Raw genomic sequence first — 15,582 nt, forward strand, 5'->3', positions numbered from 1 at the left:
GCAAGAAGATTTCGAATTCGAGGAACGCCATGAACATCCAAGTGAAGACCAAGACCCCGAAGGCGGCCGCCGCCGTGCGCGCCATCAACTGGAACCGCATCGAGGACGACAAGGACCTGGAGGTCTGGAACCGGCTGACCGGCAATTTCTGGCTGCCGGAAAAGGTGCCGCTCTCCAACGACATTCCCTCCTGGGCGACGCTGAAACCGGAGGAGCAGAAACTCACCATCCGCGTCTTCACCGGCCTGACCCTGCTGGACACGATCCAGAACGGCGTCGGCGCAGTGAGGCTGATGGAGGATGCCGTCACGCCGCACGAGGAGGCGGTGCTCTCCAACATCTCCTTCATGGAGGCCGTGCACGCGCGCTCCTATTCCTCCATCTTCTCGACGCTGTGCCTGACGCCCGACGTTGACGACGCCTATCGCTGGTCGGAGGAGAACGAGTTCCTGCAGAAGAAATCCGCGCTGATCATGGAGCAGTATGCGTCGGGCGATCCCCTGAGGAAGAAGGTCGCCTCCGTCTTCCTCGAAAGCTTCCTGTTCTATTCCGGCTTCTACCTGCCGATGTACTGGTCGAGCCGCGCCAAGCTCACCAACACCGCCGACATGATCCGCCTCATCATTCGCGACGAGGCGGTGCACGGCTACTATATCGGCTACAAGTTCCAGCGCGGGACAGAGCGGTTGAGCGCGGAGAAGCGGCAGGAGATCAAGGATTTCTCCTTCGACCTGCTGCTTGAGCTCTACGACAATGAGGCGAAGTACACCGAGGAGCTCTACGATGGCGTCGGCCTTACCGAGGACGTCAAGAAGTTCCTGCACTACAATGCCAACAAGGCTCTGATGAATCTCGGCTACGAAGCGCTCTTCCCGCCGGAAGCCTGCAAGGTCAACCCGGCCATCCTTTCCGCCCTCTCGCCGAATGCCGACGAGAACCACGACTTCTTCTCCGGTTCCGGCTCGTCCTATGTCATCGGCAAGGCGGTGGCGACCGAGGACGAGGATTGGGACTTCTGAGGCCGGGAGCCCGAGATCCCGCGCGGCGGGTCAGCCGTTTTCCGGCGGTCCGCCCGGCAGCCCCGTGCCGAAGCTTCGCAGTGCCCAGCGCCTGCCGTCGCTGGAAAGCGCCAGCATGCCGAGCGGCTCGACGTCGATACGCCAGATCGAGGCCAGCGGCGCACCGGTCACATGCAGGAACAGCAGCTTCAGGACGATGGCATGGGTGACGGCCAGCGTGTTGCCGCCTTTCGCATGCCGGCTCTCCAGCCAGGCCGCCGCCCGGGCCTGTACCGTTTCGAACGGCTCGCCGCCATGCGGGGTGGAGGACGGGTCGGACATCCAGTGCTGCAGGTCCTCCGGCGACCGTTCCGCCACATCCGCAACCGTCCGGCCGTTCCATCGTCCGTAGTCGGCATCCCGGAGCGCCGGGCACGATGCCGCGTCGGGGGAGAAGGCGGCGGCGGTTTCAATGGCAGGACGCTCGGGTGCGTGCAGCACGCTATCGAACCGGCGGAGGCCCCGGGCCAGTTCGCCCAGTCGCGCCCGTTCCCTGGGCAGCAGCGGATCACCGGAGGAAAATCGCGATTGCTGATTGGCCACGGTCGCGCCGCGGCACAGGATCACAAGGCGCGTGGCCCTGCCTGCGGCCGGCTTCGGCTCTTCTGCTTCCGTCTTCACGTCTATCCATGCTCCACGCTGGTCAAGGGACAAGGGACGCCGCGCTGGCGCGCCGCCGATGGATATCCATATCATCCCGGCACGCCAGTGGAATCCCGCGGCGGTCACATCCCCGTCGCCGCATTTTGCGGGCGTAGGCTCCGCCGCTCCGCGAGCCAGTGCAGCCCGCCCGCCCTGACCGCGTCGTAGACGGCGCGCCCCAGCGAAAGGCCGACGTCGGTGTGAAGCCCGGCAAAGGGGGCTTCGGGGTTTCCGCGGGGCGAGGCGACGACGATGCAGTCCGTCCCCGTGCCGGTCACGACGTGGCCATCGCGGATGAGCCCGAGATCGATGATGGCGGCCGTGCGGGCTTCGGCGGCGATCGACAGCGCCTCGATGCGCGCCGCCTTGGACAACGGCGTTCCGGCATGGGCGAGGAGATTGATCGTGCCGGCCGGCGCGCTTCCGTCGAACGGTTCGCCCACCCGGCCGGCATTGGAAAGGCCGACGGTGGCGAGGCAGCAGGAGGTGACGGCGCCGGCCTCGACGCTGGCGAGATGGTGGTGCGCGAGGCTGCGCGACGTCATGAGATGCACCGCCTCGCCAAGGCCGGCGACCTCCATGCGCCTGCGCAAGAGCGCGACGGGATCGACATGCGCCGGCAGGTCCCCGTCGCGGACCTCGAGCCAGGCGACGGAGCGTGCAACGACGAAGCCCGGCCGGGTGAGCGACCAGCTCAGCATGTTCTGCGGCTCGGTGAATTCCGCGACGAGGAAAGGCGCCGTCCAGCGGATCGAGAAGGCGTGCACGCGGCCTGCGGATCCTTCCCGTTCAATGGCCGGGCGCATCGTCGTCCGCCGCTGTGGTGTCGGAAGCCTTGTCGAAGACCGCGCGCCAGCGCGCCACCAGCTCGCAATAGGTGCTGCCGGAGAATTTTTCGGCGAGGCGGTGCTGCTGGCGCAGCGTCAGGCGCAGCGCCGCGCGGCCGAAGCGGTCAGAGGGGGCGATGAAATCATCCGGTTCGACCTTCCGGCCCAGCGCCTCCAGCACGGCCTTGCGCAGAAGCGGCAGGTCGGGGCGGGCGAACTGGTCGTAGAGACCCTGGAAGCGGGCGTGGGCGTCGATGTCGAAGTCCGTATCCGCTCCCATGCCGTCCATGACCGGGTTGGCCGGGTGGAGATAGCCGAGCGGCACCAGATGGTCGGGGATCGGCGTGTTGGCCGAATGGGTGCGCTTCGCTTTCAGGAGCTGCGGCAGGAGGTGGGTATGGGGGCCGGGCGGCGAGACGCCGCCGGTATCCGGCCCGCCGATCTTCTGGAAGACCTCGACGCGGCCGATGCGCGTCAGCGCGACCCGGTGGGGATGGGCCTTCAGGATGGCGCCGCCGGCCGGATTTGCAGGATCGAACAGGCTGCGCCCGGCATTTTCCCGGAGGATGGCGAGGAGGTCCGGATCCGCGGTACGGATGCAGAAATCGCATTGCGGCAGGCCGAGGCCCATGTCGAAGAGGATCGCCCTGCGGTCGGCGGGGCGCACCGCATCCTCGTCCGGCCCGAGTTCCGTAAGGGTATCGCGCCGGTTCCCGGCGGCCTCCCGGTGGGGCAGGCACAGGGCGACGGCGTGGCTCCAGCGGTGCGGCTTCGGGCTCAGCGTCTCGTAGGCGACGGGCTCGATCCGGTCCACCGTCGCGGCATTGAGGCGGATCGCGCCGCGCCGGGTCGCCCGCACGAAGAGGGCCGGCGCATCGGCTTCGAGATATTCGCCCTTGTCCTGGTGGAATTCCGCGATGGCGCCGAAGGAGCCCATGCTCCAGCCCGCCTTCTCGTCGACGAGGTGGGTTTGCAGGATATCCCGGAGATCAGCCATGGTCGTCTTCATCCTTCTTCTGCGACAGGTCGACCGGCTGCACGATCAGGCCGCCGGCGGCGGCGCCGATGAACGCCTCGACCGTATAGACGTCTTCAAGGGTCCTTGCGGTCAGCACCGCCTCCGGCCGGCCTTCCGCATGGGCGCGGCCGCGATGCAGGAGGAGCAGCCGGTCGCACCAGCGCGCGGCGAGCGTCAGGTCGTGCATGGAGGCGATGATGATCCGGCCCTCCGCCGCCAGCTCCCGGAAGAGCCGCATGAGCGCGATCTGGTGCTGCGGGTCGAGCCCGGCCAGCGGCTCGTCCGCCAGCAGCACCGGCGTTTCCTGCGCAAGCGCCCGCGCGATGAGCACGCGTGCCCGCTCGCCGCCGGAAAGGCTGGTGACGGCGCGGTAGCGGAAGGCGGAAAGGTCCATGCGGGTGATCGCGGCCTCTATCGCCGCCCGATCCCGTTCCGAAGGGGCGGCGAAGCGCGCATGGTGCGGCAGGCGCCCGAGCGCCACCACGGCCTCCACGCTCATCGCCCAGGCGGTCTCGCGTTCCTGCGGCAGATAGGCGAGGTGGCGCGCGCGCTCCGCAGCGCGAAGGCCGGCGAGGTCGACGCCGTCGAGGCGGACCATGCCGCTGGCCGGCACGAGGCCGAGGCAGGCGCGCAGGAAGGTCGACTTGCCCGCGCCGTTCGGACCGATGAGGCCGGTGAAGCTGCCCTTGCCGACGGTGAGCGAGACGCCGTCCACGACGCGCTTGCCGGCGAGCGTCGCCGACAGGTTCTCGATGGTGAGGATGCTCACAGCCCCGCCCTCCTGTGCGACCAGACGAGCCAGAAGAAGAAGGGAGCGCCGACGATGGCCGTCAGCACGCCGAGCTTGATGTCGCGATCCGGCGCGATGACGCGCACCAGCGTGTCGGTGCAAAGCAGGAGCGCCGCACCGCCGAGCGCGCTGGCCGGCAGCAGCCGCGAGGGCTGTGCGCCGACAAGGGGCCGTAGCACATGCGGCACGACGAGGCCGACGAAGCCGATGGCGCCCGTGACGGCGGTGGCGGCCCCGACCGAGAGCGCGGTGCCGGCGACGGCAAGCCATTGCACCCGCGCAAGGTCGATGCCCATGCTCGCGGCCGCATCGGGGCCGAGGGCCAGCGCGTCGAGCGCCCGGCCGAGACGGAACAGCAGCAGCCAGCCGGCCGCCGTGAAGGGCAGTACCAGCCAGACATGGGGCATGGAGCGATCGGTGAGCGAACCGAGCATCCAGTACATGATCTCCGTCGCCGCAAAGGGATTGGGCGAGAGGTTGAGCACCAGCGAGGTCATCGCGCCGGCAAGGCTGGAGATCGCGATGCCGGTGAGGATGACCGTGAGCGGCCGCCCGTCCACGCCTGCCATCGCCTTGAGGACGAGGACGGCCAGCATCGCGCCGGCCAGCGCCATGAGCGGCAGGGCGAGCATGAAAAGCGCCGAAAGGCCGGTATAGATGGCGACGACGGCGCCGAGCGAGGCCGAGGCGCTGATGCCGATCAGCCCCGGTTCGGCCAGCGGATTGCGCAGATATCCCTGCAGCGCCGCCCCCGAAAGGCCGAGCGTCGCCCCGACGATGAGGCCGAGCAGCGCGCGGGGCAGGCGGATCTCCTGCATCACCAGGACGAGCAGTTCCTCGCCGCCGCCGAACAGGGCGTGAAGACTGTCGGAAAAGGCGACGTCGGCCGGGCCGATGGTGAGCGAGAGGAGAAAGAGCGCGAGGGTTATCGCCGCAAGGACGACGAGGGTGGTCCGGAAATGGGAGCGGATGGTCACGGTGCGGCCCCCCTGGCCCGGCGTGCGGCGGCCTGCAGGGCGCGGGCGGCCTCAAGGGTGAACGGCCCGCCGCAGACGGTCAGCCGGTTTTCGAGGGGTGCCTCGGCGCTGGCCGCCGCAAGGGCGCGATAGACCGGATGGGCGAAGTTCTGTTCGGCAAGGGCCGGCCCTTCGACCTCTGATTGGCCGCCCGCCATCAGCTCGGGATCGGCAAGGACGAGCAGTTCCAGCGGCAGGCGGGCGGTTCCCGTCATGCCAAGCATCTCGGCGATGTTGTCGAGGCCCGCACGCTTCACCACTTCGGAAACGAGCGTGCCGGAGCCGGCGGTATAGCTGTTGGCGAAGGTGAGGGCGGTGCGCAGCCGCGGCGTCCCTGCGGCTTCGAGCGCCGCGATCTGCGCATCCATGCCGGCGATCAGCGTCTTCGCCCGCACGGGATTGCCGAGCAGGTCGCCCATGCGGGCGAGGTTCGCGCGGACCCCGTCGAAGGAGGCTTCCGGCTGGAATTCCTCGATGCGGAAGCCGAGCCGGCGCAGCAGCGAGATGGTCGTGCGCGTCGTGTAGGTGCCGGCGAGCACGAGGTCAGGCTTCATCAGGAAGATCTCCTCCGCCAGCCCATGGTTGACGGCATAGGCGCCGGCCTCCTCCGCCATGGCCGAGGTGCCGGCGTCGCGCGCCAGATAGGAGACCGAATGGAGCTGGCCGGGCCGTGCGACGAGCATGGCCAGTTGGTCGGTGCAGACATTCATCGACACGACACGCTGCGGAACCTTGTCGGCACCGGTGGCCGCGGCCGGCCAGGCGAGGCCGGCAAGGATCGCCGCAAGCCAGCGCCGGCTGCCCATCAGAAGGTCGCCTTCAGGCCGGCGAAGGCTGTCAGGCCCGGCGTGTTGAAGCCGTAGACCTCCTGGTAGTCGCGGTCGAACAGGTTGTCGATGCGGCCGAAGATCTCCACCGTGTCGTTGACCTTGAAGCTGCCGCCGACATTGACCACCGTGTAGCCGCCGAGCGTCACGCGCGGCGGAACGAGGGTGGCGAAAACCACGTCCTTCATCCTTCCGTTGAACACCGCCTCGGCAAAGACGCGCGCCCGCTCGTCGTGGAAGACATAGGCGGCATTCAGCGAGCCCATGTGGCGCGGCCGGCGCACCTCCTCGAGGCGCGGCCCGCCGGCCTCCGCCTGCTCGGTCGCATGCGTATAGGTATAGGCGCCGGTCAGCGTGAGGCCGTTGAAGAAGTCGACGGTCGCGGAGACCTCGACGCCCTGCCGGCGGCTTTCGCCGTCACGGTTGACCGGCATCGACGTGAAGTCCGGATTGAAGACCGTGGCGATCTCGTTTTCGAGGTTCTGGCGGAAATAGGTCACGTCGACGACGAGTCCGCCGTCGAAGAAGCTCTTCTCGACACCGATATCCCAGCCGAGGCTTTCCTCCGGCTTCAGGTTGGGGTTGCCCTTGAACGTGCCGGGAAAATAGCCGAACTGCTCGTAGAAGGTAGGGTTGGTGACGGCGGTGCCGAGGGAGGCATGCAGGCGCGTATCGGCCTGCGGCACCTGCCAGGCCGCGCTCACCGTCCAGGTGGCGGCATCGGCGAATGCACCGTTCCAGTCCTGCCGGATGCCGCCGTTGAGATAGAACTGCTCGAAGAATTCCCCCCGGTATTCGCCGATCAGCGAATGGGTGTTGCGGCTGAAGGTTTGCGTGAGATGGGACGGCGAGAAGGTCTCGCGCTGCCATTCGTAGCCGGCGGTCAGCTGGTGCACCTGGTTTTCCAGCGCGTCATGGCGGTAGGAGGCCTGGTAGGTGGCGTTGTAGCGGTTGCCGTCGTTCCAGCTGTCGCCGAACGCTTCGGAATGATCGAAGCGGTGAAGGTCATAGGCGGAGAACCGGGCCTTCTGCGTCAACGCGCCGTCGAGCGCGCTGTTGCTGAGGCCGATGGAGCCGAGAAGCTCGCGGTTCTTCGTATAGTCGCCCACGTCATAGGCCATGGCCGTGTCGTTGTCCTGCTGGTCGAGGTCGCTGCGGCGGTTCACGTAGCGCAGCGTGCCATCGATTGTCGTCTCGGGCGAGAGGTCGACGGAGAAACGGCCGTTCAGCGTACCGTTGCGGTCGCCGTCCTTTTCCCCGCCGATGTCGGAAATGTTGAAGCCGCCGGTGCGGCGCAGCATGCCGGAGAGCGAATAATCATAGTTTTCCCCGCCGCCCCGGGTGGAAAGCGCGCCCATGACGGTGCCATCACTGCCGACCTCGGTGCGCGCGCTCGACGTGGCGGTGCCGCGCTCGCCGCGCTTCGTGATGATGTTGATGACGCCCGACATGGCGTTGGCGCCCCAGAAGGTGCTCTGCGCGCCGCGCAGGATCTCGATGCGCTCGATGTCGTCGGCGATCAGGCTGCCGAAATCGAATTCGCCCTGGTCGTTGTTGTTGGCCTCGACGCCGTCGATCATCACGAGCACGTGGTTGCCTTCCGCCCCGCGCACGCGCACCTGCGTGAGGCCGCCGAAAGACCCGGTGCGCGACACGGCGAAGCCCGGCACGAGCCGAAGCGCATCGGCGACATAGCGCACCTGGTTCTTTTCGATCTGTTCCCCCGTGATGACGGTGACGGCACGGCCGGATTTCTTGAGGTCCACCGAGGTCAGGCCGTCGGTGATGACGATCTCGTCGAGATCGGTCGGCGTATCGGCCGCGGCCCTTTCCTGGGCGTAAACCGGCGGACACAGCGCGATAACGAGCAGGGAGGCCCCCGCCAGGTGCTTCTTCATCTTTCCCCCAAGGCAGGACGCGCCTGCACGGTTTTCCACCGCGGGCGAGGGAGGATCATGGAAAAGCAGGCACTTTCCCGAACCGTCCACCGGCGCGGCGACATCGTCGACAATGTCACCGCTACGGACGGCCGCGCCCGGACACACCCCGTATCCTGGCATGGGTGACCGGCACAGGCAGGTCTCCTGACTTCCGCGTCGTCGCTATCCTCGCCTTCCCGTGCAGAGCGCACAGTGGCATCGTGAGGCAAGCTCGGCGGTTACAGTTGCGGGGGCAGCCACGGTCTCGGCCCCTGATGGGTAATCCTCACCGTGTTCCCTTTTCATCCGTCGGGCTGACGGAACCTGTGTCGCGAACAAAGTTTATTGGCGGTTGCGAAGCCCGGTCAAGGGGCATAAGGCCGTACCCACAGTCATGGGGGGCAGAAATTGACCGGCTAACGGCGCCAGCGCCAACGCCGTCAGGATCATGCCACCGGGGAAGGCATACGGCCGGCTCCGCAGGGAGCGAGCCTTATGGGTCCGATGCTTACCGCGCCGAGTTGGGGCCGAGGCGTGCCGTGGTGGGTGCGCTCCCCTGCCCTTGTGAACCTGGTGACGGAGGCCACGAAGTGCGCCGGCACGAGTTCGATGCCATAGCGGCCTTCCTGACCCGGACGGCATAGGCCGGTTGGGTCAGTCGTCCCGCCGCCGGTCTTGGAGTGGTCGGCTGGCCGGTGCGCACGCCGCGGGCACGGGAAGGTCGTGCAGGCGCATCAGGCCGTCGATGGATGCAGCCGCGTGTCCAGGGCGAAGCTTTCCTGGAATTTCAGGGCATAGGTGCCCGGCGCGGCGCCTGCGAGAAAGATCAGGTTCCAGCTGTGCGGCGAGACCGCGCTGGGGATCGCGACGAAACGGTGCCGTCGCAGCAGGTCGTCGCCGAAGGCCTGCTGGCCCGCGCCGGGAATGCCCGGGCGCAGCCAGTTGGGATTGGGCACCGTTTGCGGATCGACGACGTGGACATCGCCGATATCGGCAATGACGGCGGCCGTCATGCGATGGGCCACCGTGTCGAGCGCACGAAATCCCTTGTGGACCGCGACTTCGAGAATTGCGGTCGCAGGATCGAGCGAGCAGTAGACCGCGCGCGTGCCCTTGCTGTTCCAGCGGCCGCCCACGCGGTAGGCGCCTTCGCCGCTATCCCAGCTCGGGGCATGGATAGCCTGATCGAGCCGCCACGCGACCAGCTCGCTCCCGCCGAGCGCGATGGGCAGAACGGTCATGCGTAGACGCCGTATTCCAGGCGGTCGAGATGATCCTCGACCAGCTCCACGCCGGCAGGCGTGCCGAGAAGGTCGATGGGGCGGCGCTGGTCGAGCCCGATGGCCGGCCGCTCCAGCCATTGCTCGGCTTCCGCCTGCGATCCGAAAATATCCGTCGCCTTTGCGAGAATCTCGGCGAATTTCCAGGTCCGGCCGCTCTGTTCCAGGCTGAGCGGCTTGGAGGGCGTGTCCTTCCGCCGCTGCCAGGTGCGCAGGCTCATGCCCACGGCCTTTTCGAGCGATTCGTTCTTGCCGATGAAGACGAGATTGCCGACAAGGTGATCCAGCGCCGATGCGGGCAGGCCGTGCAGAAGCAGTTCGTGCGCGTCGAGCGCATTGGTCAGGCGGCGCGACAGGATGCGCGAACCGCCGAGCAGGGCTTCGATTTTCTGCAGTTCGCCACCGGTTGCTGCCTGCGATGCTTTTGCTGCGACGGCCATGGCCATTCTCCCGCGTCATCTGTCGCTTGGAATATGTCATCTGTCGCATGCAATTTCAAGGCCTGGATCGCATCCGGGGCGTCTGCGGAATATGGATCCGGCCTAGTGCACCATGAAGCGCGAACTGAAGGGCAGGCTTGCGGCGCCGACGGCTTTCGGGGCTGCGGATGTCCTTCCCACGACGGCGCTCACCGAGGGGATTTCCTGCCGGATGAGGCTGCACAATGCCTCGCAGATCTCGGTGGGGACGAAGGACGAGAGCACGACAGTCTTAAGCTCGATGAATTGCAGGAGAGATTGCGTCAGCTGGATGAGGCTTTCCGCGCAGGCCTGCTGCCAGGCCGCGAGGGCCGGCCCCATGGGCGGCCATGACGGAACCTCTCCCCAGAGCTTTTCCGCCAGCGTGCTGCCGGAGGGCAGGGCGCGTTCCAGCGCGAGCACGCCGACATCGTAGCTCAGCGGCGAATTGCCGTTGTAGATCTGGTGGTTGAGCACGAGGCGGCCGTGCAGGCGGGCGCCGAGATAGAAGAACAGGAAGTCCTGCAACTGCCGCGCCGTGCCGAACAGGCTTTCGCCACCAGCCGCCGCCGTGATGTCGTTCTGCACGAAAACCGGCAGGCCGAGCTCGGCCTCCAGATGGCGGTGCAGCACGTCATGGTCCGGGCCGGAGCGGATCGGCGGGGTGGGCAGCGCCAGGCCGACGCCGGCGATGCGCGCCTGCCGGCTTTCCGAAAGACCGGCGATGGCCTGGTGGATTTCGAGTGCCAGGGCTTCCGGCGCGTCGAACGTATCGGCCGCCCTGTGCGGCATCACGCGGTGATGCTGCACATTGCCGATGAAATCGACAACGACGATGTGGGTGTTGCGGTAGCCGACGCTGACGCCGACGGAATAGGCGCCCTCGGAATTCAGCATGAGGGGCGTCGTCGGCGGGCCGACGCGGCCCTTCTGCGCGGCGCCGCGCACGACAAGGCCCTCCTGTTCGAGCGAGCGCACGATCACGGAGATCGTCTGCGCCGAAAGGCCGGTCTTCTCGCCGATCTCGAGGCGGGTCGTCGCTTCGTTCTGCAGCAGCAGCGAGAGCACCAGACGCTCGTTGTGGCTGCGCACGCTCAGCGAGTTGAGGCCGCTGGCGCGGTCCGCGATGCGGAGCGGGTTGGGCGGCGCGAAACGCATGTCAGGCATGGGCGCGCTCCCCGGCAAGGGCGATGACGGTGCTGTGGAAACGCCTAGGCATCCGGCCACCCGATCGCCAGCACTTCCTGGGCAAGCGCCTCGCCGAGCTGGCGGTGCGCCTGTTCGTCGATATGAAAGCCATCGGCCGGTGAGCACCGGCAGACCGTGCCGGCATCGAAGAAATGGGCCTCCAGCGAATCCGCCATGATCTCGAATTCCAGCGCAAGCCTGCGGGATTTCTCCTGCGCGCCGGAGAAGATCGATTCCCATTCCCTCAGATCGTCCAGCATCGGCGGCGGGGCGACGATCATGATCTCCGGATCGTGGCCGGCCGGGCCGGGGGACAGCTCGCGGATGTCGTGCACCAGGCAACCGATACCCATGGCGACCTCGGACGGCGGCATGTTGAAGCGCCGTTTCAGGTCGTTGGTGCCGAGCATGATGATGATGAGGTCGAGCGGCGCGTGGCTCTGCAGGCAGGGGCGCAGATAGGTCCGGCCATTCTTCAAGGCGCCCTCGATCGGGTCGTCATGCACCGTCGTGCGGCCGCTGAGGCCCTCCTCGATGACCTGCCAGCCGGGGCCGAGCTGACCTTCGAGAACGCCGGCCCATCGCTGTTCCCGGCGATAGCGCTCGAGCGGCCCGCGGCCGGGAATCTGGCCATGGGTGTTGGAATCCCCGAAGCATAGAACGGTCCGCGTCACTGTCTCCTCCACCGGGCCGTATGCCCGTAATTGCGGTTGAGATTTCGCATCCACAGGGGCGATTTGCAAGGACGGTAGATTATTCATTCAGTCTGAATAACTATTGACAGCCGAAAGCGCCAGTGGTTTTGTGTTGGCCGGAGGAGAGTTTCAGGTCGTTTCAAAGGCTGCGGGCGAGCACCGGACATGGGTCGCGGGCTGGTGGTGCCGCATGCCTTCCGGCCGGCCTTGGCCTCTTTGGACGCCAGCTTTTGGAGGAGAAGTATGAGCAGCATCATCAGGAAAATCGGCCTGTCGGTTCTGTTGGCCGGCGTGGTCTTCGCAACGAACAGCCTGGCGCAGGACGTGCCTCTGCTCGACGGCGTGACGACCCGCGCGGACAACAATCCGACGGTGGAAGAGGGCAAATACAAGAAGGATGCCCCCTGGGTCATCGGCATGAGCAGCTTCGGCGTCAACGCCAATACCTGGACGGTGCAGGTGGCACACGAGGCGCAGGCCGCCGCCGACCGCGACACGCGCATTTCCAAGTTCATCCTGCTCGATGCCGGCTTCGACCAGAAGAAGCAGGTCGCCGATATCGAGGACCTGATCGCCCAGAAGGTGGATGCGATCATCGTCCAGCCGGTCACCTCGACCTCGGCCAATGCCAGCATCGAGAAGGCCGTGGCGGCGGGCATCCCCGTCGTGCTGCACACGGGCCGCATCGAATCCGATGCCTATACGACGGAAATCCAGGGCGGCGCCGAGCATTTCGGCAAGGTCATGGGCGATTTCCTCGTCAAGGAGCTCGGCGGCAAGGGCAATATCTGGGTGCTGCGCGGCCTTGCCGGGCATCCGGAGGACACGAACCGCTACAACGGCCTGAAGCAGGCGCTCGAAGGCAGCGAGATCACGATCACCGCCGAGGAGCACGGCGACTGGCAATATGACAAGGCCAAGAAGGTCTGCGAGACGCTTTATCTCAACGACCCCGATGTCGCCGGCATCTGGTCGTCGGGCGCGGACATGACGCGCGCCTGCGTCGATGTCTTCAAGCAGTTCGGGGCAGCCATTCCGCCGATCTCCGGCGAGGGCAACAACGGCTTCTTCGGCCAGTGGATCGCCGACGGCTTCAAGTCGGTCTCGTCCGAATACAGCCCCGCCCAGGGCGCTGCCGGCATCCGCGCCGCCGTCGCCCTCCTGGAAGGCAAGGCGCTCCACAAGCACTACGACTACAACCCGCCGGGCTGGGATCTTGAAAAGGTCAAGAAATACTACCGCGACGACCTTTCGGCCAATGTCTGGTGGCCGTCGGAGCTCTCCGAGGATCAGCTCAAGCAGTTCTACGCCAAGCAGTAGGCGCGCCGCGCGGGAGGCGGGCGATCACCCGCCTTCCACCGTCACGGCGGGGGGAATCCATGTCGCATCTCATTGAAATGTCCGGAATATCCAAGGCATTCGGCGGCAGCGTCGCACTTCGTGACGTGTCGCTGGCACTGGCGCCTGGCACCGTGCACGCCCTGATGGGCGAGAACGGCGCCGGCAAGTCGACGCTGATGAAGATCCTTGCCGGCGTGCATCAGCCGGACAGCGGCGAGATCCGCCGCGCGGGCCGCCCCGTCGCCTTTGCCAATCCGCGCGCCGCGCTGGAAGCGGGCATCTCGACGGTGTTCCAGGAGCTGTCGCTGCTGCCCAACATGACGATCGCGGAAAACATGTTCCTCGGTCGCGAGCCGGCCGGCCGTCTTGGCGGCATCGATCGGCGGCGCATGCGGCAGGAGACGAAGGGCGCGCTCGCCCGCCTCGGCCTGACGCTCGATCCGGACATGCTGGTCTCCGAACTGTCCATCGCCGAGCGGCAGTTCGTCGAGATCGCCCACGGCATCGATGCGGATGCCGACGTCTTCATCCTCGACGAGCCGACCGCCGCGCTCAACGCCGCCGACGTCGAGATCCTCAACCGGCATATCCGCGCGCTGCGCGATGCCGGCAAGGCCATCGTCTACATCTCCCATCGCATGGACGAGATCTTTGCGATCTGCGACGTGGTCACGGTGCTGAAGGACGGCCAGCGCGTCGGCACGAAGCCGCTCGCCGAGATGACGCCGGCCTCGTTGATCGCAATGATGGTCGGGCGCGAGCTGCAGGACCTCTTCCCGGAACGGGGCGAAGGAACAGGCGTGGCCGCGCTCTCGGTTTCCGGGCTGCGGCTCGATGCGGCGGCGCGGCCGTTTTCGTTTACGGTCGAAAAGGGCGAGATCGTCGGCTTCGCCGGGCTGGAAGGGCAGGGCCAGCAGAAGGCGCTGCGGGCACTGGTCGGGCAATTCGCGCCCGTTGAAGGCGTGGTGTCCCGGCGCGGCAAAACCATCCGCCTGCCCGTGGCGAAGGAAAGCGGCGTGCGGCATTGGCAGGCGCTCGGCGGGGCGTTCGTGCCCGAGGATCGCAAGGACGAGGGACTGTTCCTCGGCCATTCCGTCGGCCAGAACATCGTCGCGGCGCTGCATGCCGGCCGGCCGGCGCTGAAGGCAGCCAGGCGCTACGGCACCGTCATCGCCGAGACGATGCGCCGGCTGAACATCAAGGCTTCGGGTCCGTCCGCCCCTGTCGGCGCGCTTTCCGGCGGCAACCAGCAGAAGGTGTTGCTGGGCCGCTACCTCGCCACCGATGCCGACCTCCTCCTGATCGAGGAGCCGACGCGCGGCGTCGATGTCGGCGCCAAGGCGGAAATCTACCGGATCCTGCGCGATTTCGCCGAGGCGGGCGGCGCCGTGCTCGTGCTCTCGCGCGAGACGGTCGAGCTCATCGGCCTCTGCGACCGCCTCTACGTGATCCACGGCAATACCGTCGTGTCGGAAATGCGGGCCAGGGATGCGACCGAGCACGGCATTCTCGACGCGGCTCTCAGCGCATGACGGAATGGACCGCCCGATGAACCCTTCTTCTTCCTCCCTCTTCGGAAAACTGCTGGCGGGCCGTGGCAGCCGGCAGGGCCTCTGGCTGCTGCCGCTCGTCATCGCGCTTGCCATGGCGCTCTGGCTCGCGGCGGCCACCAGCCAGTTCGGCCAGTGGAGCAACCTTGCCAATCTCGTCGCGCAGGGCATGCCGCTGCTCATCACCGCGGTCGGGCAGATGTTCGTCGTGCTCGTCGGCGGGCTGGATCTGTCCATCGGCTCCGTCGTCAGCTTCACCACGGCGATCCTTGCGCTCGACCTGCCGGGCGTCATCACCCTTCCCGGCGTCTTCCTGCTTGCCGCGCTGATCGGCGCGACCAACGGCTACTGCATCACCCGGCTCAACGTGCACCCGATCGTCGCGACGCTGTCCATGCAATATGTCGTGCTCGGCATCACCCGCGTGCTGCGTCCGGTCTCGGGCGGCGCGGTGCCGGATGGCGTGCGCTGGATGGTCGAGGGAACGTTTCTCGGCCTTCCGCTGCCGGTCTTCTGGGGCATCGCCACGATCCTTCTCGCCTGGAAGCTGCTTTACGGCTCGCGCTACGGCCTGCATCTCTTCGCCATCGGCGGCGGCGTTGCCTCGGGCTCGAGCGATGCGGCACGCAACTTCGGCATTCCCGCCAGCCGCAACATCATGCTCGCCTATGTGATCTGCTCGCTCTTTGCCGCTCTTGCCGGCGTGTTCCTTGCCGGGCGCATCGTCTCGGGGGATCCGAACGTCGGCCTGCTGATGGAGCTCGACGCCATCACGGCGGTCGCGATCGGCGGCACGCAGCTTTCCGGCGGCGTCGGCAGCCTGCATGGCACCATCATCGGCGTTGCGGTGCTCGCGCTGCTCTCCAACGGCATGAACCTGCTCAACGTTACCCCCTTCGTCCAGACGGCGGTCAAGGGCGTCCTGCTCCTGGCGGTCGTCGCGCTCCAGTCGCGCAAGAAGATCGGACTGTGA

The 15,582-nt window shown here is 67.0% G+C and carries 15 protein-coding genes and 1 riboswitch; of the genes, 4 read left to right on the forward strand and 11 right to left on the reverse strand.

Features of this window, described 5'->3' with window-relative positions; translation table 11 throughout:
- The first annotated feature begins 29 nt into the window (after positions 1–29).
- Positions 30–1,019 (forward strand): class 1b ribonucleoside-diphosphate reductase subunit beta, encoded by a 990-nt coding sequence (gene nrdF, locus MUU56_RS26125; protein WP_244770202.1) that lies wholly within the window; start codon positions 30–32, stop codon positions 1,017–1,019.
- Between the two features lie 30 nt (positions 1,020–1,049).
- Here the strand turns inward: nrdF and MUU56_RS26130 are convergent, their stop codons facing one another.
- The 11 genes from MUU56_RS26130 to MUU56_RS26180 all read right to left on the reverse strand — a co-directional run bounded on the left by MUU56_RS26130 (position 1,050) and on the right by MUU56_RS26180 (position 11,697).
- Positions 1,050–1,679 (reverse strand): histidine phosphatase family protein, encoded by a 630-nt coding sequence (locus MUU56_RS26130; protein WP_244770203.1) that lies wholly within the window; start codon positions 1,677–1,679, stop codon positions 1,050–1,052.
- A gap of 104 nt (positions 1,680–1,783) precedes the next feature.
- Positions 1,784–2,506, reverse strand: coding sequence for an adenosylcobinamide amidohydrolase (locus MUU56_RS26135; RefSeq protein ID WP_244770204.1), 723 nt, complete (start codon positions 2,504–2,506; stop codon positions 1,784–1,786).
- Complete coding sequence (locus MUU56_RS26140) at positions 2,490–3,524, reverse strand: DUF6925 family protein (RefSeq protein WP_244770205.1); 1,035 nt, start codon at positions 3,522–3,524, stop codon at positions 2,490–2,492. Before MUU56_RS26140 ends, MUU56_RS26135 begins: the two co-directional genes overlap by 17 nt.
- The gene (locus MUU56_RS26145) at positions 3,517–4,314 is read right to left on the reverse strand and encodes an ABC transporter ATP-binding protein (RefSeq protein WP_244770206.1); all 798 of its coding nucleotides are present in this window, start codon (positions 4,312–4,314) and stop codon (positions 3,517–3,519) included. The genes MUU56_RS26140 and MUU56_RS26145 overlap by 8 nt, the downstream gene beginning before the upstream one ends.
- Positions 4,311–5,312, reverse strand: a complete 1,002-nt coding sequence (locus MUU56_RS26150) for a FecCD family ABC transporter permease (RefSeq protein WP_244770207.1) — start codon at positions 5,310–5,312, stop codon at positions 4,311–4,313. Before MUU56_RS26150 ends, MUU56_RS26145 begins: the two co-directional genes overlap by 4 nt.
- Positions 5,309–6,157, reverse strand: coding sequence for an ABC transporter substrate-binding protein (locus MUU56_RS26155; RefSeq protein WP_244770208.1), 849 nt, complete (start codon positions 6,155–6,157; stop codon positions 5,309–5,311). Before MUU56_RS26155 ends, MUU56_RS26150 begins: the two co-directional genes overlap by 4 nt.
- A complete protein-coding gene (locus tag MUU56_RS26160; RefSeq protein WP_244770209.1) occupies positions 6,157–8,076 on the reverse strand; it encodes a TonB-dependent receptor plug domain-containing protein in 1,920 nt (639 codons plus the stop codon). Before MUU56_RS26160 ends, MUU56_RS26155 begins: the two co-directional genes overlap by 1 nt.
- 159 nt (positions 8,077–8,235) lie before the next feature.
- A riboswitch (cobalamin riboswitch) is annotated at positions 8,236–8,440 on the reverse strand.
- Between the two features lie 391 nt (positions 8,441–8,831).
- Positions 8,832–9,338 carry an RES family NAD+ phosphorylase gene (locus tag MUU56_RS26165; RefSeq protein ID WP_244770210.1) on the reverse strand — a complete coding sequence of 169 codons (507 nt, stop codon included), beginning with the start codon at positions 9,336–9,338 and terminating at the stop codon, positions 8,832–8,834.
- Positions 9,335–9,817, reverse strand: coding sequence for a type II RES/Xre toxin-antitoxin system antitoxin (gene parS / locus MUU56_RS26170; protein WP_244770211.1), 483 nt, complete (start codon positions 9,815–9,817; stop codon positions 9,335–9,337). The genes MUU56_RS26165 and parS overlap by 4 nt, the downstream gene beginning before the upstream one ends.
- 102 nt (positions 9,818–9,919) lie before the next feature.
- Complete coding sequence (locus tag MUU56_RS26175) at positions 9,920–10,993, reverse strand: ROK family transcriptional regulator (RefSeq protein WP_317633319.1); 1,074 nt, start codon at positions 10,991–10,993, stop codon at positions 9,920–9,922.
- A gap of 53 nt (positions 10,994–11,046) precedes the next feature.
- The gene (locus MUU56_RS26180) at positions 11,047–11,697 is read right to left on the reverse strand and encodes an SGNH/GDSL hydrolase family protein (protein WP_244770213.1); all 651 of its coding nucleotides are present in this window, start codon (positions 11,695–11,697) and stop codon (positions 11,047–11,049) included.
- Between the two features lie 264 nt (positions 11,698–11,961).
- Between MUU56_RS26180 and MUU56_RS26185 the strand changes: the two genes are divergently transcribed.
- From MUU56_RS26185 to MUU56_RS26195, 3 genes are read left to right on the forward strand one after another with little or no spacing between them, the layout of a single operon-like run.
- Positions 11,962–13,038 carry an ABC transporter substrate-binding protein gene (locus MUU56_RS26185; RefSeq protein WP_244770214.1) on the forward strand — a complete coding sequence of 359 codons (1,077 nt, stop codon included), beginning with the start codon at positions 11,962–11,964 and terminating at the stop codon, positions 13,036–13,038.
- 59 nt (positions 13,039–13,097) lie between these two features.
- Positions 13,098–14,591 (forward strand): sugar ABC transporter ATP-binding protein, encoded by a 1,494-nt coding sequence (locus MUU56_RS26190; protein WP_244770215.1) that lies wholly within the window; start codon positions 13,098–13,100, stop codon positions 14,589–14,591.
- 16 nt (positions 14,592–14,607) lie between these two features.
- Complete coding sequence (locus tag MUU56_RS26195) at positions 14,608–15,582, forward strand: ABC transporter permease (RefSeq protein ID WP_244770216.1); 975 nt, start codon at positions 14,608–14,610, stop codon at positions 15,580–15,582.

It is taken from the genome of Shinella yambaruensis (assembly GCF_022899355.1).
In the GTDB taxonomy this organism is placed as follows: Bacteria; Pseudomonadota; Alphaproteobacteria; order Rhizobiales; family Rhizobiaceae; genus Shinella; species Shinella yambaruensis.